Origin of the sequence: Nostoc sp. UIC 10607 (assembly GCF_047228265.1) — a bacterium.
Lineage (GTDB): Bacteria > Cyanobacteriota > Cyanobacteriia > Cyanobacteriales > Nostocaceae > Nostoc > Nostoc foliaceum_A.
In genome coordinates this window covers 1-26181 of sequence record NZ_JBIQNW010000072.1, presented here as the reverse complement: position 1 = coordinate 26181, position 26181 = coordinate 1, and the positions used below count along the sequence as shown (strand labels likewise).

Genomic DNA, 26181 nt, shown 5'->3' with positions numbered 1-26181 from the left:
TTCTTTTCCTCGTACCCCTGTTGATGAATTTTACTGTTATAACTCCTCCTAACTGTAAAAAACCTACACTTGTCAGAAGGGATGGGGTAGGAGTGACGGCTGACTCATCTGGAGTAAATCTGCCTTAGATTTTTCTTCACTGATAGCCAATGCACCGCCAGAGACAGCCTGTAATAACTCTGCAATCAGGCGCGGCGTATCTTCTGCATCTTTCCAGAATGCCCAGTTCATGCCATTTAAGTAAGCACTCAAGGGATACAGGAACGGTTCTTGATACGCCAAACGCACTGGGAGAATAATCGGTCGTCCTTCTTGTGATTTTGCCAAGTGGTGTGCTGTCTCGATTTCTGCTACCACCATCTCGCTGCTGGTTGACAAGCCTGAAAGGAAAGTAATCAGAAAATCAGCTTGGCGGATTTCTGCTTCAATACATTCAGCCCAGCGTGTGCCAACGGACATGGTTTGGTCGATAAAGACTGTGTGCTGCTGCGATAGCGCCTGGAAGACTTGCAGCGCTACTGGTTCATCGGGGCTAGCATTACGCTTATAGCTGATGAAGATGCGTTTAGCCTGTGAGTTTAACATTACTATTAACCTTGTCTTCCTTCAGCTTTTTGAGTGGAAAAGCTTATCTAGTTGGGAGTCAATTTTGTACAGAAGTTGGGTAATTCTGTGCTTCGTCATCCAAGGGCATTTTTTCCCTATTTTGAGGATTAGCTGAACAAATTAAGATTTTATTTACAGTGCTATCAATTAGTTACACTTTACTACAGTGCAGTTACAGGAAATTACCAACGGCACAAAAAAATTGTTTGGGGAGTTAAAAAGCTAGTTAACGGAGCTAAAAGACTCGTTTTGAATATCTGACTATTGGTGACAACTTTAACGCTGTTTTATAAATCTTACGAGATAAAAATCAGAAACTTTTGTTGTGATTAGTTTTTATAAATTTAGGTGTAGGTTGGGTTGAGGAAGGTAGATGCAAAGCGGCTTCCCGCAGGGTAACCCAATATCAATAATCCTTGCTTTTGTTGCGTTTTACTTTGTTCAACCCAACACATATTTTATTTTTTCAGCTATAGAACTTAAGCGGACAAATATTTTTGGCGAATTAATATCAATCTTCTGCCCGCAACAACCAAAAGCCGCTATAAGTCATCCCAGAATCATCTGGTTGCACTAACAAAAAATGCAATCCTCGGCTTTGCTGTTTTCGTTGTTCATATGTTTGGGCTGCTGTTCTAACTTCTGGATCTTCAAAAGTGGCAACAATCCACCTGTCTACTAAGCCAGCCTCTAATACTAAGCCATCCGGTGCGCCAGATATGTAATTCAAGCCTACGGGACGGGCTTGCTGCAACCACCTTGCTAGGCGCATCGATTGCCGTCCACCATAAATTACGATACCAGGGACGGGCACTGTTGATGCTAAACCCAAATTGATGGGTTTGAGATGTTCTGAAATGTGCAAAATGGGAATGGGGCGATCGCTAAATCTGGTTTCCACATCACTAGCAGCTAAACTCGCAAAACGCCATTGTTCTCCCCAGAGGTTTTCTGGTAATGGTACTGGGGGTGGTTTATCTAGCGCTGAGGGATATTGCTTTTCTTGTAACCACTGCTTTAACGCCAAGGTGTGACGGGTAGGTTCGACGTTTATACTTAAATTGCGTCCCGCCGCCTCAATTAAGCTTAGTGACTGAGGACGAAATACCTGGATCACATCTGGCAATTTTTCACCTCCGGCTAACTCAAGTTGAGCAGCAACCCAAATCGAATTTGCTGCTGACTGGAGACAGCTAGCTTCATACTCAAAGCTGCGAGTTGCATCACAAATCAACAATTCCCATAAAATTTGTCCAGATGCATCTGGCAATGGACGACGATAAAAATCAACTTGCCAAATTTTCATTATGTGGGGAGTGGGGATGAGGGGCGGAAGCAGGGGAGGCAGGAGAGTGGAGTTCAAAGACTTGTTCACGAGTATCAAAGACTCATGGGCGAGTATCAAAGACTCGTTAGCGAGTATCAAAGACTCGTTAGCGAGTATCAAAGACTCATGGGCGAGTATCAAAGACTCGTGGGCGAGTATCAAAGACTCATGGACGAGTATTAAAGACTCGTGGGCGAGTATCAAAGACTCGTTAGCGAGTATTAAAGACTCGTTAGCGAGTATTAAAGACTCGTTAGCGAGTATTAAAGACTCGTGGGCGAGTATCAAAGACTCGTTAGCGAGTATTAAAGACTCATTCCTTATTCCCCATGCTCCATACTTAATTTAAAAAGCCTGAATCCATTCTTTAACAGAATACTCAGTCCAGATGCCATTTTTCCAATAGGGGTCATTTTCAATTAACTGGCGTACAGTGGCTTCGTCTTCGGCTTCGTAAATCCCAAAAACTTTTGTCACATCCTTGGTAGGGCCAATAGTAATCAGCACACCGGATTCTTTTTGTTTTGCTAATCCGTCTAAGTGAGCTTGACGGTGGGGGGCGCGTTTTTCAAGAACGTCTTCGCAGTAAGTTCCCCAGAGTACATATTTAGGCATAGCTAATTAATTCCAAATAAAAAATGAATGGGGAGTGGGGAGTGGGGAGTGGGGAGTGGGGGGACAAGGGGACAAGGGGGACAAGGGGGACAAGGGAGAATTATTGAACAAGTTTCTTCCTTGTCTCCCCCCTCTTCCTTGTCTTCCTTGTCTTTTCCCAATGCCCCATGCCCAATGCCCAATAACTAACTTCTTAGGTTTACGCCGAATTTTTCCACTAAAGCTTCGCGGACTTTATTGTGTACTGGTTCAACTTCAGCCTCAGTAAGAGTGCGATCGCTAGCCCGGTAAATTAAGCGGAATGCTAAACTGCGCTGTCCTTCGGGGACATTTTCGCCGCGATATTCATCAAATAATTCCACTGATTCGAGCAAATCTTTACCCGCTTTGTTAATTACTTTTTCAATTTCAGAAACTGAGATTTTCACGGGTGCGAAAAAGGCGATATCGCGATCGCTAGCTGGATAGGTAGAATATGGCTGGAATGTAGGAACGAGAACTTCATCTTCTCCCAGAGAACCTAAAAGCACATCTAGATCCAACTGGAAAACATAAACGGAATCTGGTAAACCTTTTTCTCGTCGCAGTTGGGGATGGAGTTGTCCAAAAATACCCAGTCTGTTACCCCGAATCCATAAGGAAGCTGTGCGTCCTGGATGTAAGCGATCGTCGCGGCGATCGGGTTGGAATTCTACCTGCAAGGCAAGTTGCCGAAATACACTTTCTAAAATGCCTTTGGCTTCAAACCAGGTGATGGGTTGTTCGCGCCCACTTTTTGACCATTTGCCAACGGTGCGATCGCCTCCCATAATCCCCGCAAGGGCTTCTGTTTCTTGCAAGCCGTCTTCTTCTTGCCAGAAAATTTGCCCGATTTCAAAGCCGTTAAGGGCACCATTACCTTGCTCTAAATTGTATTGAAAGGCATCAATCAACCCGGCGATCAAATCGTTTCGCAGCGCTGAATATTCGGCAAATAAGGGATTTGACAGCACTATTTCTCTGTCTTCTCCTGGTTTGACTAAAGAATAGTGGATTAATTCTGTCAACCCTTCAGCCCGCAGGAAAGCTCGTAATTTGCGAATCAGTTCCTCGTCTAAAGGCAGATAGCCAGCTTCCGCTTTTTCTGGTAGGGTATCGCAGAATTTGTTGTAACCATAGAGACGGGCAATTTCTTCAATTAAATCAATTTCTCGCTCTAAGTCGCGGTAACGATAGGGGGGAACAGAAACTGACCATCTGGGTTGATGGGTGGTATCTTCTCCTGGAACATCGCCGGAAGGAGTCAATTTACAGCCCAATGCAGTCAGGATGCGTTCAACATCTTGTTCTTGCAGTTCACCTGTATCTTCTCCCAAATCGATTGGGCCTAGTATTTGATTAACTCGGTCTAAACGCAATGCGATGGAACGACTCCAGGTAGATGGGTCGGGGCGGGTGTCGGCAGCTTCCTGCTGGACAATAATTCCACTAGCTAATTCGCTAATTAAGGATAAGGCACGACGATTAGCTATTTCCAACTCAGCCCGGTTAACTCCCCGTTCATATCTCCCAGAAGCCTCACTTCTTAAACCAACACTCCGGGAAGAACGGCGAATTGCCACGGAATCAAATAAAGCTGCTTCTAAAACTAAGCTTTGAGTCCCTTCATGGACTTCTGTTTCTTCTCCACCCATGACTCCCGCCAGTGCAACGGGGCTGTCGTTGGTGGTAATTAACAAATTTTGGGTTGATAGGGTGCGAGTTTGTCCATCCAGGGTTTTGAGAGATTCTCCAGCAGTGGCGAAGCGAACGCCGATGGTTAAATTTTCACTACTTGCAACTGATTTTAAGCGATCGCAGTCAAAGGCGTGCAGTGGTTGTCCCCATTCCAACAAAACGTAGTTAGTAATATCAACAACATTACTGATGGGACGGACTCCAGCAGCCCGCAAACGCTGTTGCAACCATTCGGGAGATGGAGCAATTTTTACCTGTTCAATTACCGTACCAATGTATGCAGGACAAGCTTGGGTATCGGCAATTTTTAAAGCTAAATTTCCGGTAGTTTTGGGAATAGAGACTTCCCCAGGTTCAGGAATACTCAACTTTCCACCAGTTAAAGCTGCTACTTCCCGTGCTACGCCTACCATACTCAGAGCATCAGCGCGATTAGCAGTTGCAGTGAGGTCTAAAATCACATCATCTAGACCCAACAACGGACGCACATCACTACCCAATGGTAAATTTTCCTGAGCAAAAATATGAATTCCGTCTACATCGGTGGGCAAACCGAGTTCCTTTAAAGAACAAATCATGCCCTGAGATGGGACACCACGCAGTTTTGCAGGTTTAATTTTTAAATCGATGTTGGGTAAGTAAGTACCCGTAGTTGCCACTGGTACATATATATCTGCCTTCACATTGGCAGCGCCACAGACAATATTTAAAGTCTCACCTGCACCAATATCCACTTGGCAAACACTCAATTTATCGGCGTTGGGATGGGGTTGACGCTCAAGCACTTTCCCTACAACCACGCCATTTGCCCAAGTGCGGCGGTCTTCAATATCTTCTACCTCAAACCCCGCCATTGTCAGGGTTTCGGCTAATTCTTCTGGACTAAGTTTTATCTCTACTAGTTCGCGCAGCCAATTTAGAGAAATACGCATGGAGTGTGCTTGTTTTAGGAATCGTCTTTTGCTCTTATTTTAGGGTGCCTACTAGCGATCGATGGCTACTCGTCCCGCAAGGCGTACCCTTTCACTTGAACAATCCTACTACGTTAGACTGGCAGAACAATATCGGTTTTTTACTTTATCTTTACATTTTTTGCGATCGCCCCTAGTAAGCTGCGACATTTCTAGATTAAAAAATTATGTAGCTTGTGAATGCAGATCACTTTGTTCCACCTAATCTACGGAGAATTTTTATGAGTTCTTTGCACACTCTAGAAGAACTTGAACAAATTATTGAAAATGATAAAAAGTACGGTAGTTTGACAAAACTTGAAATTTACGATTATCGTCAAAAAGTATCGGCAATCTTAGAAGTTTAAGCGAGCTATATATTTGTGATTGTTCGAGACTTTTCTACGACTTATATGTGCGAGTAAGTAGGTAAACTTAGCATTGAAACAAGGTTATCGCAATATGCTGACTGAAATTCTCAAAATCTTTATCTGTGGTTATTATTTTGTAATTTCTCCGAGCAGCTACGGCACAAATGAGGAAATCTGTGTTTGCACCTTGAATACCATTGCTTCTGCAAGTATTATAAAACTCAGAAGCAAGTTCATAGTCTTCCATATCTAACTCAAGATTGGGAAATGCGCGGAGATAATTTTTCAGACGATTGTATTGGTTGGCGTCACGAATCCCTGAGAGTATCTCTTGCCGAACAGCACCGACCAAAGCAACTCGACCATCAGTAATTAATTCTCGCAACACTACAACATGGGGTGAGTCGTCAACTCTATAATTCCGTCTGAGAGCTAAAGACCAGACTGAAGTATCAACAATGACTTTCATCCACTGCGGCGCTGTTGCTTGTAGTCATAATCATCCTCGTATTCAATCGTACCAAATAGCTCCATAATTTTCAGTTGCTTTCGACGCTGTACATACTCTCGTAATGCCTCTTCAACAACAGCATCCTTGGTTGGATGACCACCAAGTTCAAGAGCTTCCTTAATTAGGTTGTCGTCAATTTCTAGATTAGTAGTCATGTGTAGATTATCGCATAAAGTAATGTGCATAAAAAAACTCATTGGAGTGGTTAATTTAAGTCAAATGCATGAAGACTATTTTCAGTAATTCGGCGCGGGTAAACGGTTTAGTGAGATATCCAGATGCCCCAACTAATTTTGCTTTTACTTTGTCCACAATCCCTTTATTACCAGTGACAAAGATGATAGGAGTCTTCTGAAATATAGAATTATTTCGTATAATCCGACACAACTCATAACCATCAATTCCTAGCATGTTTAAATCCAACAAAATTAAGTCTGGTTTATGCCTTATAATTGACAAAACGGCTTTGACTGGATCGTTAATAGTCACTACAGAAAAATTTTCATTTTCTAAGAAATGGCTAATTTCTTTGAGAATTGTGGGGCTATCATCTACAGAAACGATTTTGTGGACTTTTTGTGGCGTTACAGTAGCAGCCGTTACTTTTTGGGAAGCAGGATTTATGTTATTTGATATTGTTGGTTCCTGAAAGTTCTCTTTTGGAGGAGCAGAAATCTGTGGTAATCGCTGAACAGGAGCTATATTCTCTTCAGAAATATTTGGGTAAGAGTTGACGCTGGTACTTAGTTTTTCTTTGATGTCAACTAACCCCAGAACCAATTTTGAGAAAAGCGTAGGCGTAGCCCGTTGTAGACATCGCTCTTCAAATATCTTTGGTAATCTATCAAATGGTGGATCAGGTTCATGCAAGATAATCGCACCCTTAAGTATGTAAGGGTATAAATTGCGAGCCAGTTGGATTTCATCTTGATTCAAAATGGTAGCCAGATGACACAGGCTGAAACCCTTCATCCAATTAGTTAAATCTGGTTGAAGTTTTGGTAAATCTTCTTCCTCAATTTTGCTGTTAATCAACAGATATGGACGTTGATATTGAGAAGAAATTTGGGGAACAAAAGCCTGCCAATTTTGTAATCTTAATTGGCAGCGTTCTAGAACTTTTTCTACATCTAACCGACAAATTTTTGGCATTCTATTAACTGGTTCTGTTAATTCATAAGTACCTTCTCTAATTAGCAAAAATGATTCAATTACCTCTTTAACTAATTCTTGAATCAGCACTGCTGCTTGGGTAGAATGTAGATGTTTTTGGCTAATAAGCCAGGATATAGCCTGATACTCAGGAGGGTGGCTTCTCGAATTGCTGTCATGTTCGATTAATTGACTGTGTGAGTCGGGTTCAAACATCAGACGTAATTGAGCACGAACATCATTGGTAAGCAGCGGTATTTGATGGCTGAGACGACGCAAATGGCGTTCTAATCGATCAAAGGGTTCCACTGAATGGGTAGCGTAAGTTATTTTGCCCTGTTCTAAGTAAATCGACCAAGAAACTGAGTTACTCAATGCTTCTAAACAAGTACTGTCGGAACAATTGGATAACTGTCTTAACAAACTTAGAGGACGTAGTTTGGTGAATGCACCTGAGTTATTCATATTTTTCAAGTTTTTTACGGAATCAACAACCGAACATTTGTAGATTGAAAATATCAGCTAGGAGTATTCTTTTTCTTGTAATATTTCTCTACGTACAAATTATTTATTTTAAAATATGTATTTTTATAAAAAATTATAAGTTTTACGACTTACTTGTTACATTTATCACATTTCACTTAATTTATCTCAAACAAAAAGCAGTTGGGTATGAATAAAGGCAAACACTTATCATAGCTAGATTATCACTAGATGTTGGTTAATTCTGGATTTTACCCACTACTGACAACTATTGGCTAATGACGTTTATTTATGCCCACTCACTTAAAAAGGCAAATTTGATTCTAAGTTCGCGCAATTACACTGGTATACTTCTAGAGCCAATGAGCTTAATTATGGTTAATAACTTTTCTGTAAAGCAACGATTCTCCTACATAAAATCTTTAAAAAGTTATCTAGGAAAGTTTACGTATTTATTGTACTGTAGGTTTAATGGATCTAAATTTTTGGTAGATACATTACAACAGGTAATGCTGGGTTTTGATAAACTCTTTTTTGCTAAACTAAGCTGTACTCAAGTTTTTCTTAAATATATAGAGAACTTCATGAAAATAATTTGTTTAATAAAGATTAGAGCATCTACCAATAGATACTATATTCTATAGTCGTCTCGGCGACTGGAATTATATACTCTGAGAAAAGGGAAATAAAGCTTTGGACTTTAACATAACACAAAAAGTTATGCATGATACATTAAGACTTGATGAAGTAGTAGAATTTGCTGAGAATCCAGAACCACGTTGTCCTTGTGTACTCTTACTAGACACATCTGGCTCGATGCAAGGAGACCCAATTGAGGCTTTAAATCAGGGTTTACTAAGTTTAAAGGATGAATTAGTCAAAAATTCCTTAGCCGCAAGACGAGTGGAAGTGGCGATCGTCACTTTTGATAGTAATATCAATGTAGTGCAAGACTTTGTAACTGCCGATCAATTCAATCCGCCAATTTTGACAGCCCAGGGTTTAACTACAATGGGTGCAGGAATTCATAAAGCTTTAGACATAATTCAAGAGCGGAAATCTCAGTATCGTGCCAATGGGATTGCTTACTATCGTCCTTGGGTATTCATGATTACCGATGGAGAACCGCAAGGCGAGTTAGAACATGTAGTAGAGCAAGCATCCCAGCGCCTACAGGGAGATGAAGCAAATAAACGGGTAGCATTTTTTACAGTAGGTGTAGAAAATGCGAACATGACGCGTTTAAATCAAATAACTGTGCGTACCCCTCTGAAGCTCAAAGGATTAAATTTTATCGAGATGTTTGTCTGGCTATCAACTAGTATGTCAGCTGTTTCCCATTCGCAGGTGGACGAACAGGTAGCACTACCGCCAATTGGTTGGGGGACTGTTTAATTAAAAATCGCAGCTTGATGTCTACGCAGCTAGCTGCTGGAAAAAAATCTATGAACATATCAAAACAGATTGCTCAATGGCGGATTGTGGCTGCGTCTGTGTGTGGTACAAGTCACTTAAAAAACAATCAATTATGTCAGGATGCTCATCACTGGCAGATATTATCAGATAATGTTTTAGTGGCAGCCGCAGCAGATGGCGCGGGTTCTGCTAGCCTTGGGAAAGTGGGAGCGATGGTTGCTGTAGAGACAGCAATAGAAAACATTTCCACCAAAGGACTTAGCCGAAAAACTTTGACTGATGATGCCTATGTGCGATCGCTCTTAAATGATGCCATACTAGCTGCGAAAAAAGCTGTGGAGGAGGAGGCGGCTACTTGTGACAAACAGCCTCAAGATTTAGCAACTACTTTAATCATGATGGTCGCCACACCAGAAGTTGTAGCTGTGGTGCAAATAGGTGATGGTTTGGCAGTGGCAAAAGATGGCATGGGTAATCTCCTCGCACTTACTATACCTGACAGCGGCGAATACATCAACGAAACCACTTTTTTAACTTCTCCTACTGCTTTAGATACAGCGCAGATGAGAATCTGGCGCACAGACATAGTAAACGTTGGCATCATTACTGACGGACTACAAATGCTGGCTTTAAATATGGTTGTTGGCGAACCTCACAAACCCTTCTTTTTTCCGCTGTTTGAATTTGTAGCTAATGCCGAGGATAAAACAGAAGCAAAGGATCAGTTGGTAAAATTTTTACGCTCAGAGCGGATTACACAACGCACTGATGATGATTTGACACTCATTATAGCTGCATTCAACAACTCATAAGCAAAGAATCTACAGGTTTCACATCTTAAATAACTCCCGTTAGCGGTAATTTCATTATGCAGGTACTACGTTGTTCCCCCAGAAAAGAAATCCTCAGCCTCAATGTCAGTTTGGGGCGTGGCGGTGAAGCTTGTGTTTATGCAGTGCCATCCGATAACAACTTGGTGGCAAAGATTTACCACAAGCCAACCACTGCCCATGCTGATAAACTCCAGGCGATGCTTGCCAACCCGCCAGAAAACCCGACGGCGAGTTTAGGGCATATCTCTATCGCTTGGCCAGAGGATTTATTACGGGCGGCAGATGGCAAAAATAGCATCCTGGGCTTTTTGATGCCACGCATTGAGGGGATGCGTCCAATCATCGACTTTTACAACCCCAGAACCCGTCGCCAACACTGCCCCCTATTCAACTATCAGTACCTGCTCCGCACCGCTCGTAACTTGGCGGCGGCTTTTGCTGCTTTACACACTAGTGGATATTGCATTGGTGATGTGAACGAGTCAAATATCCTCGTCAGTGACACAGCACTGGTGACTTTGATAGACACAGACTCTTTCCAAGTAACCGACCCCAACAGCAATGTTGTTTACCGCTGCCCAGTGGGTAAACCAGAGTTTACTCCACCAGAACTACAGAATAAAACTTTTGCCCAGCACGATCGCGAAATTTCTCACGACTTATTTGGGTTAGCGGTGCTGGTATTTCAACTCTTAATGGAAGGCACCCACCCATTTTCGGGGATTTTTCAAGGCGCTATTGAGCCACCGCCCTACGAAGCCCGCATAGCATCGGGTCATTTCACTTACAGCCAAAAGCGGTACGTACCCTACCTTCCTACACCCATTGCACCCCCTTGGGAAATTCTTCATCCCAGCTTACAAGAACTATTTGTCCGTTGTTTTGAAGAAGGTCACAACAACCCACAGCTGCGCCCCAGTGCCCAGACTTGGCTCTCAGCAATCGCTGAAGCCGAAGATTCCCTGATTACCTGCACGACAAATCCCCAACATCGCTACAACAACCACATGCGTAGCTGTCCGTGGTGTGAACGGACTGTGCGATTAGGCGGACGCGACCCCTTCCCATCACATCGGGCGATAGAAGCTAGAGAACATCTCCAACCGCGAATCAAAGCGAAAAAGCGCTACAACCAGACACCGCATTTTCCACAGCGAACCATGTCACCGCACTTAGCTAATTATTGGCAGCCAATAATTACCCCAAGCGGTGCATCTTATAAACCTTCCAAAAAGTCAAAGTTATACCCGATTATTTGTTGCTTGTTAGGTTTTGGTTTGTTGGGATATGCGGACGTAATGATTAAATTTACTCAGCCGTTGGTTTCCCAAAATGCTTACACTCAACAAACACTGAAGTCTCGCCAGACAAATAACAAACTCAGCTTCGCTGATTACTATCAGCAAGGTTATACTGCTTACAAAGACCGAGATTATGAAAAAGCAATTGCCAGCTTTACCGGAGCAATTGAACAAGTACCGACACATGCCAGAGCGATTGTAAATCGTGGCAATGCCCGCTATAACCTCAAAGACTACGAAGGAGCAGTTGCGGATTATAGCCAAGCTCTCAAAATCAAGCCCAATCAAATTAAAGCTCTGGTGAATCGGGGTAATGCCCGCTATATGCTTGCCGAATATAGTAACGATCCCGATCTAGAGTATAACCTAGCGATCGCAGACTATAATCGGGCTATTGGTCTGGATGCTAATGAAATTGAAGCTTATATCAGACGGGGGATTGTCCGCAGCCAAATGGCTAAATATAGCGGTGAATCTCAACAAGCTTACAAAAGAGCGATCGCAGATTTTACTCAAGCCATAAAACGTAATGTATCCAAAGCAGAAGCTTACTTTCAGCGGGGTGTTGTCTATTATCAAATTGCTCAATATAGCAGCAATTATGAGCAAGAATATAAACAAGCGATCGCTGACTTTAACCAAGCATTAACTATCAGCCCTAAGCTAGCAAAAGCATATCTCAAACGAGGTATGGTTCGCTATGAATTAGCACAATACGGCGGTAGTGAATCGAACAAAAACCAGACGAAAGCTGTCGAAGATATACAGGCATCTGCCAAAATCTTTCTTGAGCAAGATGATATGGATAATTATCAGCAAGCACTCAGTAACATGTGTGTAGTAGTAGAAAACAAATGTGACCCTTTATTCCACAGTTCAAGTAATTTGGAAAAAACTAACTAAAAACAAGTAAGTTTTGTCACTTACATAATTATTGGTTTGGATTTCAAAAATCAAGCCTAACTAGGGTTAGCGTCAGCTAACCCTAGTTATTTATTGGGTAACATTTTTATTTAATACAGTAATTTATTTTCCTATTTTTAGATATTCATCGAGCTTTTATATAGAAAATATTTTAATTTATATTTCCTTCATAATTTTGCCCAAAATAATAGTTAGATTATTGACGGAGAAAAAGAAAACAGAAATCAATTTTTCTCTATCTAAGTGCATCCTCTTCATGTCGATAAAGTCAAATAATAATATCCCTACAAATCTCCGAGGTAATTGCATGAAAGCGGTGATTTTGGCTGGAGGGCTTGGTACACGCCTCAGTGAAGAAACTAGTATCAGACCCAAGCCGATGGTTGAGATTGGTGGTAAGCCCATTCTCTGGCACATAATGAAAACTTACTCTGCTCACGGAATTAATGACTTCATTATTTGTTGCGGTTACAAAGGTTACATAATTAAGGAGTATTTTGCTAACTACTTCTTACACATGTCAGATGTTACCTTTGACATGCGATTTAACCAGATGAACGTGCATTCTGGTTATGCTGAACCCTGGCGTGTCACCTTAGTAAACACAGGTGATAATACCATGACAGGCGGGCGCTTAAAGCGAATCAGCGAACATCTCGGTAATGAAACTTTTTGCTTTACTTATGGTGATGGTGTCAGTAATATTAATATCACCGAGCTAGTTAACTTTCATAAAGAACAAAAGACCTTAGGAACCCTCACAGCCGTTCAACCAGCCGGACGTTTTGGTGCCATTTCCTTAGGATATGAGCAAACTAAAATTACCAGCTTTCGGGAGAAACCTGAAGGTGATGGAGCTTGGATTAATGGTGGTTATTTTGTGCTAGAACCAGAAGTAATCAATTTGATTTCTGATGACTCTACTGTGTGGGAGCAAGAGCCATTAGAAAAGCTAGCTGATATGGAACAGCTATCTGCTTTTAAACATGATGGTTTTTGGCAACCGATGGATACTTTACGCGACAAAAACTACCTAGAGGGGCTATGGAAAAGTACTCAAGCCCCTTGGAAGGTATGGTAGAAAGGGAGTTATGAGTTATGAGTTATGAGTTGAAACTCCTCACTTCTAATTATTAACTCCTGACTTTATAGATTTACTGTAATTTCAAGTACAATAATACTAATGTATGATTTTGCGATTATAGGTGGGGGAATAGTTGGACTCTCTACAGCGTTGGCTTTAGGAAAACGCTATCCCAATGCTCGTATTTTAGTACTAGAAAAAGAGAGTCAATGGGCATTTCACCAAACTGGCAATAATAGCGGGGTAATTCATTCTGGTATTTACTACAAGCCAGGGAGTTTCAAAGCTAAATTTTGTCGTGATGGTTCTCGCTCAATGGTGGAATTCTGCCAAGAGCATGGAATTGAGCACGAAGTTTGTGGAAAAGTAATTGTTGCAACTGAAGAGCAAGAGCTACCACGCCTAGAAAATCTCTACAAACGCGGCTTAGAAAATGGCATAGAAGTTAAGAGAATCAGCCCCGAAGAAGTCAGGGAAATTGAACCTCACGTAAAATGTGTAGGTGGACTTCGGGTATTCTCAACTGGTATTGTTAATTACAAGCAAGTTTGTTTGAAATATGCCCAGCTAATTCAACAGCAGGGCGGAGATTTACACCTCAATACAAAAGTTCTGAAAATCTCTCCAAGTGGTAAAAACCAGGTACTGCAAACAAACAAGGGTAGCTTTGAAACCCGTTTTGTAATTAATTGTACGGGATTGCATAGCGATCGCACCGCCAAATTAGGTCAAGTTGAACCCCAAGCCAAAATCGTCCCATTCCGGGGAGAATACTACGAACTCACCCCAGAAAAACGTTATTTGGTCAAAACACTAATTTACCCAGTTCCCAATCCAGATTTTCCCTTCCTGGGTGTTCACTTTACCCGGATGATTGATGGTAGCGTCCATGCAGGGCCAAACGCAGTTTTGTCGCTTAAACGCGAAGGTTACAAAAAAACCGACTTTGACTTACGGGATTTTGTTGAAGTCATCACCTATCCTGGTTTCTGGAAGTTAGCAGCCAAACACGCTGATGAAGGCATCCAAGAAATCATTCGTTCCTTTAGTAAAGCAGCCTTCACCAGAAGTTTGCAAAAATTAATTCCCGAAGTCCAAGCAGAAGATTTAGTTCCCACCCATGCAGGAGTTCGCGCTCAAGCCTTAATGAACGATGGCAAGCTTGTAGACGACTTTTTGATCGTTTCCGGTCAAAACTCAATTCATGTTTGCAATGCTCCTTCTCCTGCGGCCACATCTTCTCTAGAAATCGGTAAAGCGCTTGTGGCAGAAATTCCCCAACTCTCGCATCTAGATATTGCAGTAACTGCATAGATAGCATAGTTATTACTTCCGGGCTGCTGAATAAAAGGATGAATCTTGTATAGTGGGCATCTTTGCCTACCTGAAAATACAAGGGACAAGATACTCATCCCACAAGAAAAAAGTGTAGTGCATCAATTAAGAACCGCTATAGAGTGCTGCTAACCAATAGGTAAGTCGGCAAACTATGTAATGACTGTTAGCCGAGTTATAGCGCTTCTGGGTTGAGTCGAATACAGACCTAACCCACAACCCCTTCCCTACCTCTCCCTAACCCTCTCCTGCGAGGAGAGGAAAGCGGAAAAACGGAAGGGAAGCAAGATTCAAAGCTTCTCTCCTCTTAGGAGAGAGGCTTGGAGAGAGGTCAAGTTATTGCATACAAACGAAAAATATAGCGGTTCCCCATTGGATGGCAACACCCTTCAGGGCGTAAATCTGTGCGCCCTTACTAAACGAAAAATTTAACTCATCAATACAAAGGCATTAACCACAATGAAAATATTAGTAACTGGAACAGAAGGCTATCTTGGTTCATTATTACCGCCTCTGTTAATTGAACGGGGACATGAAGTTATTGGTCTAGATACTGGCTTCTATAAAGTTGGTTGGCTGTACAACGCTAATGGAGTGACACCCAAAACCCTCAACAAAGATATCCGTAACATCACCCCTGATGATTTGGAAGGTGTTGAAGCAATAGTTCACATGGCGGAACTCTCCAACGACCCAGCCGGACAATTAGCGCCGAATATTACCTACGAAATTAATCATGTCGGTTCAGTTCGTCTGGCTAGTCTGGCTAAGGCTATGGGTGTGCGCCGTTTTGTATATATGTCTTCGTGCAGCGTTTACGGTGTTGCTACCGCAGGTGATGTCACAGAAGAATCTCCAATTAATCCTCAAACAGCCTACGCAGAATGCAAAACTCTGGTAGAACGAGATGTCAGACCACTCGCTGATGATGACTTCTCTCCCACCTTTATGCGGAATGCCACTGCCTTTGGTGCTTCTCCCAGGATGCGCTTTGATATTGTTTTAAACAACTTAGCAGGGTTGGCATGGACTAGCAAACAAATCAAAATGACCAGTGATGGTACACCCTGGCGGCCATTAGTCCACGCACTGGATATTTGCAAAGCAATAGTCTGCGCTTTGGAAGCACCACGAGACATTGTACATAACCAAATCTTCAATGTAGGAGATACAGCAAACAACTATCGCGTCAAAGAAATCGCAGAAATCATTGCTGATATTTTCCCAGATTGTAAATTGTCCTTTGGTGACAACGGCTCAGATAACCGCAGCTATCGGGTATCTTTCGAGAAAATCAACACAATCTTACCCGGATTCAAGTGTGATTGGAATGCCCGACTTGGTGCCCGGCAGTTATTTGATTTATTCAGTCAAATACAGATGGCTGAAGATACTTTCTTGTTTAGAGGATTTACCCGCTTAAAACAACTAGAGTATTTGATTCGTACCGAACAAATTGACAAAGATTTTTTCTGGAATAAAAAGTAGCTAGTTAGCATAGCAGCAGCGGACAAATAATCTAAGCTTCCGAATCAACACTACTTGATTCGGGCTTATCTCATCTCTCAAATTATTTACAATTAGTGAGTTGAAGTTTATGGCGATCGCAAAATGTCGTTTTATAAGAATTTATGCCAAACATGATCATGCTGATAATCCCAGTATCAGCGACCGAGTTGGACATCTCAAAGAAAAAGAAATCGCCGCTGGGCTGCATCGGATAGAGACTTACATTATATTTGCAGAAAAAGTCAAAGAAACCAAGCATAAGCTCTTAACTTTCCTTCTACGTGCAAAAGCAGAAGGGAAATCAATCGTTGTTATGGCGCACCAGCCAAAGGCAACACATTGCTCAATTACTGTGGGATTAGTAAAGATTTTATCGATTACACGATAGATTGCAATCCCTACAAGCAAGGCTTATTTTTACCTGAGACTCATATTCCCATATGCGAACCAGATAAAATCCGCGAAACCAAACCAGATTATGTTCTAATTTTACCTTGGAATCTCAAGGAAGAAATTATGGAGCAAATGGCATTTATTGGCGAGTGGGGTGGACAGTTTGTAGTGCCAATTCCTGAAGTGAAGACTTATCCATCTCCTATTCCGGATTGGGTTTTGATAGCGTCGTAATTACTAATTATAAACCAGAATTTTGCCTGTTACTACTATTTCATATTTTCATTGTAATAACGGTCAATATGAAGTGTCTTACAAATAAAAAAACATCCAAAAAATAGATTTTTTGAAATAGCTTATTAATTACTAAGCTGCTGTTAGTACCCTCTTAAATACAAATTAGAACTTAATATGAATAAACTGCTGACGATTGCCATTCCTACATTTAATCGTGCCCATCTTCTAGATAAACAACTTACTTGGTTAGCTCAAGCTATTAAAGGTTTTGAAGATGACTGTGAAATTTTAGTTTCTGATAATTGTTCAACTGATAATACTCAAGAGGTGATCAAAAAATGGCAATCAACACTTAGCAACATCACATTTAATTCTAATAAAAATCCTAAAAACTTAGGCGTTGTCAAGAATATTATGTATTGCCTAAATTCTACAATAACAAAATATGTTTGGACAATTGGTGATGATGACCCAATTCAAGATAGAGCCATTGCTTATGTGATTAGCAAACTCAAACAACATGAAGATTTATCATTATTATTTCTCAACTTTTCCGGTCGTAACCAAATTACTGGTGAACCAGTTCATCCACCGAAAATTGTCGGTAACCGCTGGTTTGATATAGATAGTGAAGATGGTGATGGTGATGGTAAAACTATATTTGAGCATTGTTTTTCAAAAAGTGTTGGTGCAGTCATTTTTCTGACTGCTACAATCTACCGCACTGACCTAGTAAAACGTGCTTTGCAAAATTGGCAAGACGCTGAGAATAACTGGATATCTTTAGCATATTTAGCCGGTTATTGTGCAGCTAATGGTAATGTAATCGTCACTAAAGAGACTTATTTAGAATGTGTTGTTGGTGTGAGTTATTGGCAGAAAGAACCAAAATCTGCACTGTTAATGCAGTACAAACACATACCTGAAGTGATTTTGAAACTGGAAGAGAATGGATATTCTAAGCAGTTTTGCAGACGGATGCTGTTGCAGAACTGTAAAGAAGTTAACTTGAGAGTTTTCTTAGGCGCTTTAAGAAGATGGCCTATGTCCGCCATCAAGACAGTAGTTCCATTTTTGGCTTTAGTCAGCTTGTGTGCTTTTGACGTAATGGTTTCTAAAGAGTTCGGGTTAGCAGAATCAAGTGAAATATCTACTCAAGAAGTGCGGAGTTATAAGCCATAAACTACTAAATTACTGATAAATATATATCGAGACTAAAAAGGATGAACAACATGTTTAATGCAATTAAACGCAAAATATTTACACTGTCTTCTGACTTTGAATATTACGTAGCCCGTTGGAAGCATAGCAGAAATTTGCCAGCATTGGAAGGATGCGATCGCAACATCCTTAATGCTCTCAAAAAAGACGGCGTTTACGTCACAACACTGGCAGATTTAGGGCTAAACTCTACCTCAGAACTGCTCAAAGCTGCTTACCATCAATTGTCTCAGATGGAAAATCCCAACAACGACCATCTAGATGAAAGGTTGCCACAAATTTATACAGTTACAGGTCTACCAGAATTTTATGCTTGGGGGATAGAGAAAAGGCTGGTCAACATCATCGAAAATTATATCGGTCTTCCTATAGCTTTTCATGGTGTACATTTACGCAAAGATTTCAAGAGCAAACATCAGTTTGGGACGCTACTATGGCATAGCGATGCAGAAGACCGCCGCATTATCAAAATCTTTATTTACTTGAATGATGTAGAACAAAAAACTGGGCCTTTTGAATATATTCCCCGCTCTTTAACTTCCTTATTTAGTTGGAACTATTTTCGACTCTATTACAAACTTTGGAAATCCGGGTATATGGGTATCGATGATGAACAAATAAAATCAATCATCCCGAAATCAGCTTGGAAATCTTGTCCAGGCCCAGCAGGTACAGTCATTATTGTAGATACGAAAAATGCTTTGCATCACGGCACAATCCGCACAGAAGACAGGTCAACACTATTCTTTTGTTACACCGCTAATCCCCCTGAAAGACCAGACCTTTGTACCCAATACTGGGATGATACATATCCCAGAGCAGAGTTAACTTCTTCATCAGATGCAGTTAAAATTCCGACTTAGTGCCCTTTTTTAGGTTATTAAATCCACGTTCATTACTGTTATTTTCTGGACCTAGCGACAAATAGTTAGCAAATATTTTCTGTACTCAACATTTATCTCAAAGGAATCACATGATTTTCACCGAAACCGCACTCAAAGACGCATTCATTATTGACTTAGAAGAAAAGCCCGACCACCGTGGTTTTTTTGCTCGGTCTTTCTGCGCTCAAGAATTTGAAGCACACGGATTAAAGCCAACAGTCGCCCAATGTAACCTATCTTTTAACTACAAAAAAGGCACTATCCGGGGAATGCACTATCAAATTCTGCCAGCCGCAGAAACGAAATTAATTCGCTGTACTAAAGGTGCTATTTATGACGTAATTATTGATATGCGTCCTGAATCTCCTACCTTTTTATCACACATTGGTGTAGAACTAACTCCAGAAAACCGCCGTGCTTTGTATGTTCCAGAAATGTTTGCTCACGGCTATCAAGCACTCACAGATGAGACTGAAGTCGTATATCAAGTGGGTGAATTTTACACGCCAGGGTACGAGAGAGGTTTACGTTATGATGACCCATTCTTTGATATTAATTGGCCTCTAGATGTAACTGAAATTTCCGAGAAAGATTTAAATTGGCCTTTGTTGAGAATGATGACTGTTGGAGCAAAATAGCTGTTTGAAGCTGGTAAGTACTCTCTGTTTAACTTCCCAATTACAAGAGGTATCAAATGCCAAATAATACTCTAACCCATCTAAGCAATTCTATCAATTCGTTGTTCAAAAAAGTAGCAACTCGCATTGATTATATCAAAGGCTTAAAAGTTGTTTCACTCAAACCAAATCAGCCTTCTAGAGGTAATGTACTTTTTTCTTACCGGACTGAGCCATTCCTTTTAAAACCTGGTCAGTCCATACCCCATGACCACACTTCCTACTGGGAAGTTTGGCAGATGGTGCAAACATTTTTGGATCTTGGTTATAACGTTGATGTCATCCAGTTCTACAATGATGAATTCGTTCCTGAAAAAGATTACGCATTTTTCGTTGATGTCCGTCATCGGATGCAAGAACTAGCACCAAAACTTAATAAAGATTGTGTGAAAATTTTCCACGTTGATATTGCTAATATGGTGTTTCGTAATGTGGCTGAATGCAATAGACATTTAGAACTACAACAACGACGGGGTATTACTCTTTGTCCGCAGCGATATGAAGTGCCTAATTTGGGAATTGAATATGCAGATTATGGTATAGTTTTAGGCAATGAATTTACCATCAATACCTTCAAATACGCGAATAAACCAATTTATCGTGTGCCGCTTTCTAATCCTACTGTCTATCCTTGGCCAGAACAAAAGGATTTTGAAGCCGTCAGAAAGAATTTCTTATGGTTTGCTAGTCATGGGTTTGTTCATAAAGGGCTTGATTTAGTTTTAGAAGCCTTTGCACAAATGCCAGATTTTCATTTAACAGTTTGTGGGCCAATTAATAAGGAACCAGAATTTGAAAAAGCTTTTCATCAGGAGCTTTATGAAACACCAAATATCCATACTTATGGTTGGATTGATGTTATAAGTCCTGAGTTTATGGAAGTTACCAATAATTGTATTGGTACTGTGTTTGTTTCAGCAGCAGAAGGTGGAGCCGGCAGCGTTATCACTTGTATGCATACAGGGTTAATCCCGATAGTCAATTACGAATCTAGTGTTGATGTGCATGAGGATTTCGGTGTGCTATTAAAGAATTCTTCGATCGCAGAAATTAAATCGGCAGTGAGAAGAATTTCTAATTTGCCTGTAGAAGACCTCAACAGTATGTCTCGGAAGGCGTGGGAACATGTAAGAGCAAATCATACTAAAGAAAACTTTGCTAAAGTTTACCGAAATACTATAGAGCAAATTATCGAGAACCACAGCCAGAAAAAACAGACATCTAGCAAACAACTGGTTAGTAGCGATGCCTCCGGCGGGCTACGCCTACGCTAACACCAATTAACTATGAAAATGTACTTGATATTTAGTTGTAATAAATTATTAAGTGCAAGTTTATAGAGGATTTGTATCACAACCAACAGTTCTAAAAAGGAGTTTAGTTCATGATTATTATCGATCGCGCCTTACAAGCTCGTGCAGCAGCAGGAAATCCTATCAAAGTGGGAATGATTGGTGCTGGTTTCATGGGTCGAGGAATTGCCAACCAAATTGTCAATTCAGTGCCAGGAATGGAGTTAGTTGCTATCTCCAATCGCAAGATTGACGCAGCCAAACAAGCTTATTCGGAAGCAGGAATTGAAGATATTCAAGTTGTTGCAACTGTCAGCGAATTAGAAGATGCGATCGCTAACGGTAAGTATGCAGTCACAGAAGACGCAAAATTACTGTGTCGGGCAGAGGGCATCGATGCATTAATCGAAGTCACAGGTGCAGTGGAATTTGGCGCTCACATCGTTATGGAAGCGATCGCCCACCGCAAACATGTGATCATGATGAATGCCGAACTCGACGGCACCATTGGCCCCATCCTGAAAGTGTATGCCGACAAAGCTGGCGTTATTCTCAGCGCCTGTGATGGCGACCAGCCAGGGGTACAAATGAACCTTTACCGCTTTGTCAAAAGCATTGGTTTAACTCCCTTATTGTGCGGTAACATTAAAGGACTCCAAGACCCCTATCGCAATCCCACCACCCAGGAAGGATTTGCTAAACGTTGGGGTCAAAAGCCCCACATGGTGGCTAGCTTCGCCGACGGAACCAAAATTTCCTTCGAGCAAGCGATCGTAGCCAATGCCACAGGGATGAAAGTCGCCAAACGGGGAATGTTGGGATATGACTTCAACGGTTCTGTCGATGAAATGACCCAGTTATATGATGTAGAACAACTCAAAGAACTGGGCGGTATTGTCGATTATGTAGTTGGAGCAAAACCAGGCCCTGGCGTATATGTATTTGCCACTCACGACGACCCCAAGCAACGCCACTATCTCAACTTATACAAATTAGGCGAAGGCCCACTTTACAGCTTCTATACTCCTTATCACCTCTGTCATTTTGAAGTTCCCCTGTCCGTAGCGCGTGCTGTCCTATTCGGTGATGCGGTTATGTCTCCACTAGCAGGCCCGCTAGTAGATGTTGTCACCACTGCCAAAATCGACCTGAAAGCAGGAGAAACCTTAGATGGCATCGGCTATTACATGACCTACGGACAATGTGAAAATTCCGATATCGTCCAACAGCAAAACCTCCTACCAATTGGTTTAGCTGAAGGATGTCGCCTAAAACGGGATATTACTAAGGATCAAGTCCTCACATACGAGGATGTAGAATTACCTGAAGGTAGACTCTGCGACCAACTAAGAACTGAGCAAAACACTTATTTCGCCACAGAAAAAATCTTAGTAGCAGTTGGGTAATATCGGTTCCAAAAATATTCGCAACAAATAAATTAGCTGTAGGGGCGTACAGCTGTACGCCCTAATAGGTTTCGGATATAGATCCCCCCGCCTGCGGCGACCCCCTTTTTAAGGGGGTAAAAGAAGAAAGAGCAAGCCTTTTTAAGGGGGGTTGGGGGATCTCCAAGTCCCTTACCAACGTATTTGTCGCCAGAATTTCGTGAAGAGGATAGGAAGTTATACTGCTGAATACTAAAGTTGTTGATAATAATTTGCTGGGGAGCGTTAAAACAAACCTGATCGAAACTTTAGGTCAAATTCATGAAAATTGCTCTAGTCCACGATTATTTAACCCAGCGAGGTGGGGCAGAGCGTGTGTTTGAACTGCTTTGTAAGCGCTATCCCGAAGCAGATATTTTCACATCTCTGTACGATCCCCAAAAAACGATTGATCTAGGCGATCGCGTAGTCAATACAACCTTTTTGCAAAAGATTCCTGGTGCAGCAAAATATTTCAGGTCAATGGCTCCTCTATATTTTCCTGCCTTTCGCGCCTTGGATCTACAAGACTACGATCTAATTATTAGTAGTAGCACCAGCTTTGCCAAAGCAGTGCGAAAAAATCCCAATGCCCGCCACATTTGCTTTTGCCATAATGTCACCCGTTTCTTATGGGATACAGCAACTTATTTAAGAGAGTACGGAGACTATAGATATTTTGCTCCTTTAATTGAGCAAGTATTTCAAGTAATGAGAAAGGTAGACCTGAAATATGCCCAGGAACCTGACCTTTACATTGCTAATTCTAGTGTTGTTGCCCGCCGTATTGAAAATATTTATGGCAAAAAGGCAATGATGGTGAACTATCCAATTGATACTAGTAAATTTCTTTTTTCAGATATAAAAGATGAATATTATCTGGCCTCCGCCCGCATGATCAGTTATAAGCGACTTGATATAATAGTCGAAGCTTTTAATTGGTTGGGGTGGCGGTTATTAATATCTGGTGATGGGCCAGAACAAGCACGGTTAAAATCCAAAGCATTACAAAATATTGAATTCTTGGGACACGTAAGTGATAGAACCCGCAAAGACTTGTTTTCCAAAGCCAAGTCTATTATTGTCGCAGCCCTAGAAGACTACGGATTAGTTCCAGTAGAGGCTAATGCTAGCGGCACACCAGTCATCGCCTATGGAGCAGGTGGAGTATTAGATACTCAAATTCCAGGTGAAACAGGAGTCTTTTTCAAAAGACAAACACCCGAATCTCTACAACTTGCATTACTAGAAGCTAATGGCATCTCTTGGGATTACGATCGCATCCGTAATCATGCAGTAGCAAACTTTTCAGAGAATGCCTTCTTTAGTAAAGTTGAGCAAATTATTAACCAAGCTTGTGGTGTGCATCAAATATTCATTTGATTTCCTAATCTTTTCTCACTATTAAGATTACCTATTTCTTTTTCTCTCTCCTCCTTGGCATCCTTCTCTAACGAGATGCTACGTGTTCGCGTAGGTTTCGGAGGAAAGGTGGTTCGTAAAAAGAATAGGTATTATTCGGGATATCTCTTAGCGTAAGTCTTGAAGACAAGGATAATAAAAGTGGTTCAAACTAGTCTAAATCCTCATTTAACTCCAGCTTCTGAAACTGAACCAAGCTACGGACAATTGTTTGCCGTATTTGTGCGAAGATTTCCTTGGTTCCTAGCAGTATTAATTACTTCTATTGCTATTGCAGGCATGGTAACTTTTAGAACAAAGCCTACTTATAAAAGTTCAATGCAATTGCTAGTAGAACCGAACTATCAAGGTAAAAAAGAAGGCGCGGGGTTAGACAACCAGTTCACTGACTCTAACGTGGTCATAGATACTGCAACTCAGCTTAACTTGATGCAGAGTTCGGGACTCATCCAAAAAGCAGTTGAGAAACTTCAGTCTGATTATCCAGATATAAGTGCAGCTGAGATTAAAGCTTCTTTGGTCTTAACTCAATTAAGGAGCAAAGAAGATAATGTTGCGACTAAAATTTTTCAAGTTGAATACACCGCTGGAGATCCAGAAAAGACACAAAAAGTTTTGGGTGCAATTCGACAAGTTTATGTGGAATATAACAAACAACAACAGAGTTCGCGGTTGCAAAAAGGTCTGCAAATTATCAGGGAACAGTTAAGTAAAGCCAGTGAAGAAGTAAACGCGGCTGAGACAAATTTACAAAGGTTTCGCAGAAATCAGAATTTAATTGATCCAGAGTCACAGGCCAAAGCGATTGAGACAGCTTTGAATAATATTGCCCAAGAAAGGCAGACAACTCGTGCTCAATATGGGGAAGCCCTAGCACGCCAAAAATCTTTAGAAGAACAACTTAACCGTTCTCCCCAAAATGCTCTAGTTGCTTCTCGTCTGAGTCAATCTACTCGTTATCAAAGCTTACTGAACGAAATCCAAAAAACAGAACTGGCACTAGCACAGGAACGCTTACGCTTTACAGATCAAACTCCGAGTGTGCAAAAGCTCAAAGAACAGCTTCAGGGCCAGAAGGAATTATTGCAACAAGAAGTAGGAAGAACTTTAGGCGGAAAGTCTGCTGGTGCATTCACTTCTAAAGACTCTCTTCTCGAACGAGGACAGCTTGGTGAAATTGATCTCAGCCTTGCTGGTCAGCTAGTGGAAACGCAGACCAATATAGTTGCTTTAACTGCTCGCGATCAAACTTTAGTGCAGAAAGAAAACGAGCTACGTTTTGAAATCAAACGCTTTCCGCCTTTGTTGGCTTATTACAATCGGATGCTACCGCAATTGCAATTTAGCCGTGAAAGGTTAGAGCAGCTTTTAAGAGCAGAACAGCAATTGCGGCAAGAACTTTCCAAGGGTGGATTTAATTGGGAAGTTGTGGAAGAACCTCAAAAAGGTGGACAATTAGGCCCCAATCTTCAACAGAACTTGCTTTTAGGTGCTGTGGTTGGGTTTATGTTAGGAGGCATTGCTGCCTTTATTCGAGAATCAGCTGATGATGCAGTTCACACCACTGCTGAGTTAGAGAAGCAAATGGCTATGCCGTTGTTAGGAACAACTCCCAAATTACCGCCAGCCAAACCCAGAGAATCAATGATCAAGTTGCCTTTTGGTAAGCCAGAAGTTCTTGCCCCTTGGACAATTCAGGTACTGCAATCTCCACCACGTTGGGAATCGCTGGATCTGATTTACAAAAACATCGAACTTTTAAATACTGTTGCTAACTTGAAATCTTTGATGATCACCTCAGCTTTACCCGATGAGGGTAAGTCAGCCTTGGCGTTGGGTTTGGCAATGAGTGCTGCCCGTTTACACAAAAGGGTACTGCTGATTGATGCCAACTTACGTGATCCCAGTTTGCACGAACAGCTGAATCTTCCTAATGAACAGGGGCTTTCAACTCTATTGGCTAGTGATGCAACTCTACCGAACCAGATTAGTCTCCAATACTCAGGTTCTGCCTATATCGATATTTTAACCGCTGGGCCAAAACCTACTGACCCAGCTAATCTGTTGAGTTCCCCTCGGATGATGCAATTAATGGCAGCATTTGAGGAAAACTATGATTTGGTACTCATAGATGCTCCCCCAGTTCTCGGCTTGGTGGATGCCATGCTCACCGCATCATCTTGTCGTAGCGTGGTTATGGTGGCAAGCATTGGTATTGTGACGCGAAGCCAGCTTAATCAAGCGACAGCTATGCTGAGTAAGTTAAATCTGATTGGGGTTGTAGCTAATGGGGTATCAAACTCTAGCAGTAATTACGTACCTTATATCAAACAACAGCAATTAGCCCTGCGACAAGCTGTAGAAAAGTAGTTCGTAATTCGTAAGGGTTTTAGATATTTCTTTCTCGTTTCCAGCAAGAGGCTATTGGTGACAACTTAAGACTCATGTAAGCTTGTCAACAGGTGCATCAAGGGAAAAAAAATGGGAAATCCAAGAGT

Annotated in this window: 21 protein-coding genes and 1 pseudogene; 15 read left to right on the top strand and 7 right to left on the bottom strand. The window is 41.5% G+C overall.

Features of this window, described 5'->3' with window-relative positions:
- Positions 1 to 72 precede the first annotated feature (72 nt).
- The 4 genes from ACEYW6_RS31370 to pheT form a co-directional block, all read right to left on the bottom strand.
- Positions 73 to 585 carry a toll/interleukin-1 receptor domain-containing protein gene (locus ACEYW6_RS31370; protein WP_412982853.1) on the bottom strand — a complete coding sequence of 171 codons (513 nt, stop codon included), beginning with the start codon at positions 583 to 585 and terminating at the stop codon, positions 73 to 75.
- 532 nt (positions 586 to 1117) lie between these two features.
- On the bottom strand, positions 1118 to 1912 hold the full coding sequence (locus tag ACEYW6_RS31365) for a Tab2/Atab2 family RNA-binding protein (RefSeq protein WP_412982852.1): 795 nt from the start codon (positions 1910 to 1912) through the stop codon (positions 1118 to 1120).
- 366 nt (positions 1913 to 2278) lie between these two features.
- Complete coding sequence (locus ACEYW6_RS31360) at positions 2279 to 2548, bottom strand: YciI family protein (protein WP_100898250.1); 270 nt, start codon at positions 2546 to 2548, stop codon at positions 2279 to 2281.
- A 185-nt stretch (positions 2549 to 2733) separates the two neighbouring features.
- Complete coding sequence (gene pheT, locus ACEYW6_RS31355) at positions 2734 to 5196, bottom strand: phenylalanine--tRNA ligase subunit beta (RefSeq protein WP_412982851.1); 2463 nt, start codon at positions 5194 to 5196, stop codon at positions 2734 to 2736.
- Between the two features lie 260 nt (positions 5197 to 5456).
- On the opposite strand from pheT, the gene ACEYW6_RS31350 reads away from it, so the two are divergent.
- Positions 5457 to 5582: a hypothetical protein gene (locus ACEYW6_RS31350; RefSeq protein ID WP_412982850.1), complete on the top strand. Its 126-nt coding sequence runs from the start codon at positions 5457 to 5459 to the stop codon at positions 5580 to 5582.
- Between the two features lie 67 nt (positions 5583 to 5649).
- On the opposite strand, the gene ACEYW6_RS31345 is transcribed toward ACEYW6_RS31350, so the two are convergent.
- The 3 genes from ACEYW6_RS31345 to ACEYW6_RS31335 are packed head-to-tail and all read right to left on the bottom strand — an operon-like array spanning position 5650 to position 7713.
- Positions 5650 to 6054, bottom strand: coding sequence for a PIN domain-containing protein (locus ACEYW6_RS31345; RefSeq protein ID WP_412982849.1), 405 nt, complete (start codon positions 6052 to 6054; stop codon positions 5650 to 5652).
- Complete coding sequence (locus ACEYW6_RS31340; protein WP_412982854.1) at positions 6051 to 6251, bottom strand: type II toxin-antitoxin system VapB family antitoxin; 201 nt, start codon at positions 6249 to 6251, stop codon at positions 6051 to 6053. The genes ACEYW6_RS31345 and ACEYW6_RS31340 overlap by 4 nt, the downstream gene beginning before the upstream one ends.
- Positions 6252 to 6306: 55 nt before the next feature.
- Positions 6307 to 7713 (bottom strand): response regulator, encoded by a 1407-nt coding sequence (locus ACEYW6_RS31335; protein WP_412982848.1) that lies wholly within the window; start codon positions 7711 to 7713, stop codon positions 6307 to 6309.
- A 738-nt stretch (positions 7714 to 8451) separates the two neighbouring features.
- On the opposite strand from ACEYW6_RS31335, the gene ACEYW6_RS31330 reads away from it, so the two are divergent.
- The 14 genes and pseudogenes from ACEYW6_RS31330 (at position 8452) to ACEYW6_RS31265 (ending at position 26053) form a co-directional block, all read left to right on the top strand.
- Positions 8452 to 9126: a vWA domain-containing protein gene (locus ACEYW6_RS31330; protein ID WP_190894050.1), complete on the top strand. Its 675-nt coding sequence runs from the start codon at positions 8452 to 8454 to the stop codon at positions 9124 to 9126.
- 50 nt (positions 9127 to 9176) lie between these two features.
- A complete protein-coding gene (locus tag ACEYW6_RS31325) occupies positions 9177 to 9959 on the top strand; it encodes a PP2C family serine/threonine-protein phosphatase (RefSeq protein WP_190894051.1) in 783 nt (260 codons plus the stop codon).
- 56 nt (positions 9960 to 10015) lie between these two features.
- Entirely contained in the window at positions 10016 to 12184 is a 2169-nt protein-coding gene (locus ACEYW6_RS31320) for a tetratricopeptide repeat protein (RefSeq protein ID WP_412982847.1), read from the top strand.
- Between the two features lie 328 nt (positions 12185 to 12512).
- Positions 12513 to 13286, top strand: coding sequence for a glucose-1-phosphate cytidylyltransferase (gene rfbF / locus ACEYW6_RS31315; RefSeq protein WP_196511609.1), 774 nt, complete (start codon positions 12513 to 12515; stop codon positions 13284 to 13286).
- A 102-nt stretch (positions 13287 to 13388) separates the two neighbouring features.
- On the top strand, positions 13389 to 14603 hold the full coding sequence (gene lhgO, locus ACEYW6_RS31310) for an L-2-hydroxyglutarate oxidase (RefSeq protein ID WP_412982846.1): 1215 nt from the start codon (positions 13389 to 13391) through the stop codon (positions 14601 to 14603).
- Positions 14604 to 15083: 480 nt separating this feature from the next.
- On the top strand, positions 15084 to 16112 hold the full coding sequence (locus ACEYW6_RS31305; RefSeq protein ID WP_412982845.1) for an NAD-dependent epimerase/dehydratase family protein: 1029 nt from the start codon (positions 15084 to 15086) through the stop codon (positions 16110 to 16112).
- Positions 16113 to 16221: 109 nt separating this feature from the next.
- Positions 16222 to 16646, top strand: a pseudogene (locus ACEYW6_RS31300) (methyltransferase C-terminal domain-containing protein); the annotation flags it as partial.
- Positions 16647 to 16937: 291 nt separating this feature from the next.
- The gene (locus ACEYW6_RS31295; protein ID WP_412982844.1) at positions 16938 to 17945 is read left to right on the top strand and encodes a glycosyltransferase family 2 protein; all 1008 of its coding nucleotides are present in this window, start codon (positions 16938 to 16940) and stop codon (positions 17943 to 17945) included.
- Between the two features lie 50 nt (positions 17946 to 17995).
- Positions 17996 to 18847 (top strand): phytanoyl-CoA dioxygenase, encoded by an 852-nt coding sequence (locus ACEYW6_RS31290; RefSeq protein ID WP_412982843.1) that lies wholly within the window; start codon positions 17996 to 17998, stop codon positions 18845 to 18847.
- Between the two features lie 110 nt (positions 18848 to 18957).
- Positions 18958 to 19506 carry a dTDP-4-dehydrorhamnose 3,5-epimerase gene (rfbC, locus tag ACEYW6_RS31285; RefSeq protein ID WP_069071179.1) on the top strand — a complete coding sequence of 183 codons (549 nt, stop codon included), beginning with the start codon at positions 18958 to 18960 and terminating at the stop codon, positions 19504 to 19506.
- A 56-nt stretch (positions 19507 to 19562) separates the two neighbouring features.
- Positions 19563 to 20819, top strand: coding sequence for a glycosyltransferase (locus ACEYW6_RS31280; protein ID WP_412982842.1), 1257 nt, complete (start codon positions 19563 to 19565; stop codon positions 20817 to 20819).
- 110 nt (positions 20820 to 20929) lie between these two features.
- The gene (locus ACEYW6_RS31275; RefSeq protein ID WP_412982841.1) at positions 20930 to 22243 is read left to right on the top strand and encodes an NAD(P)H-dependent oxidoreductase; all 1314 of its coding nucleotides are present in this window, start codon (positions 20930 to 20932) and stop codon (positions 22241 to 22243) included.
- 300 nt (positions 22244 to 22543) lie between these two features.
- Complete coding sequence (locus ACEYW6_RS31270; protein ID WP_412982840.1) at positions 22544 to 23644, top strand: glycosyltransferase; 1101 nt, start codon at positions 22544 to 22546, stop codon at positions 23642 to 23644.
- A 180-nt stretch (positions 23645 to 23824) separates the two neighbouring features.
- Positions 23825 to 26053 carry a GumC family protein gene (locus ACEYW6_RS31265; RefSeq protein ID WP_412982839.1) on the top strand — a complete coding sequence of 743 codons (2229 nt, stop codon included), beginning with the start codon at positions 23825 to 23827 and terminating at the stop codon, positions 26051 to 26053.
- Positions 26054 to 26181 lie beyond the last annotated feature (128 nt).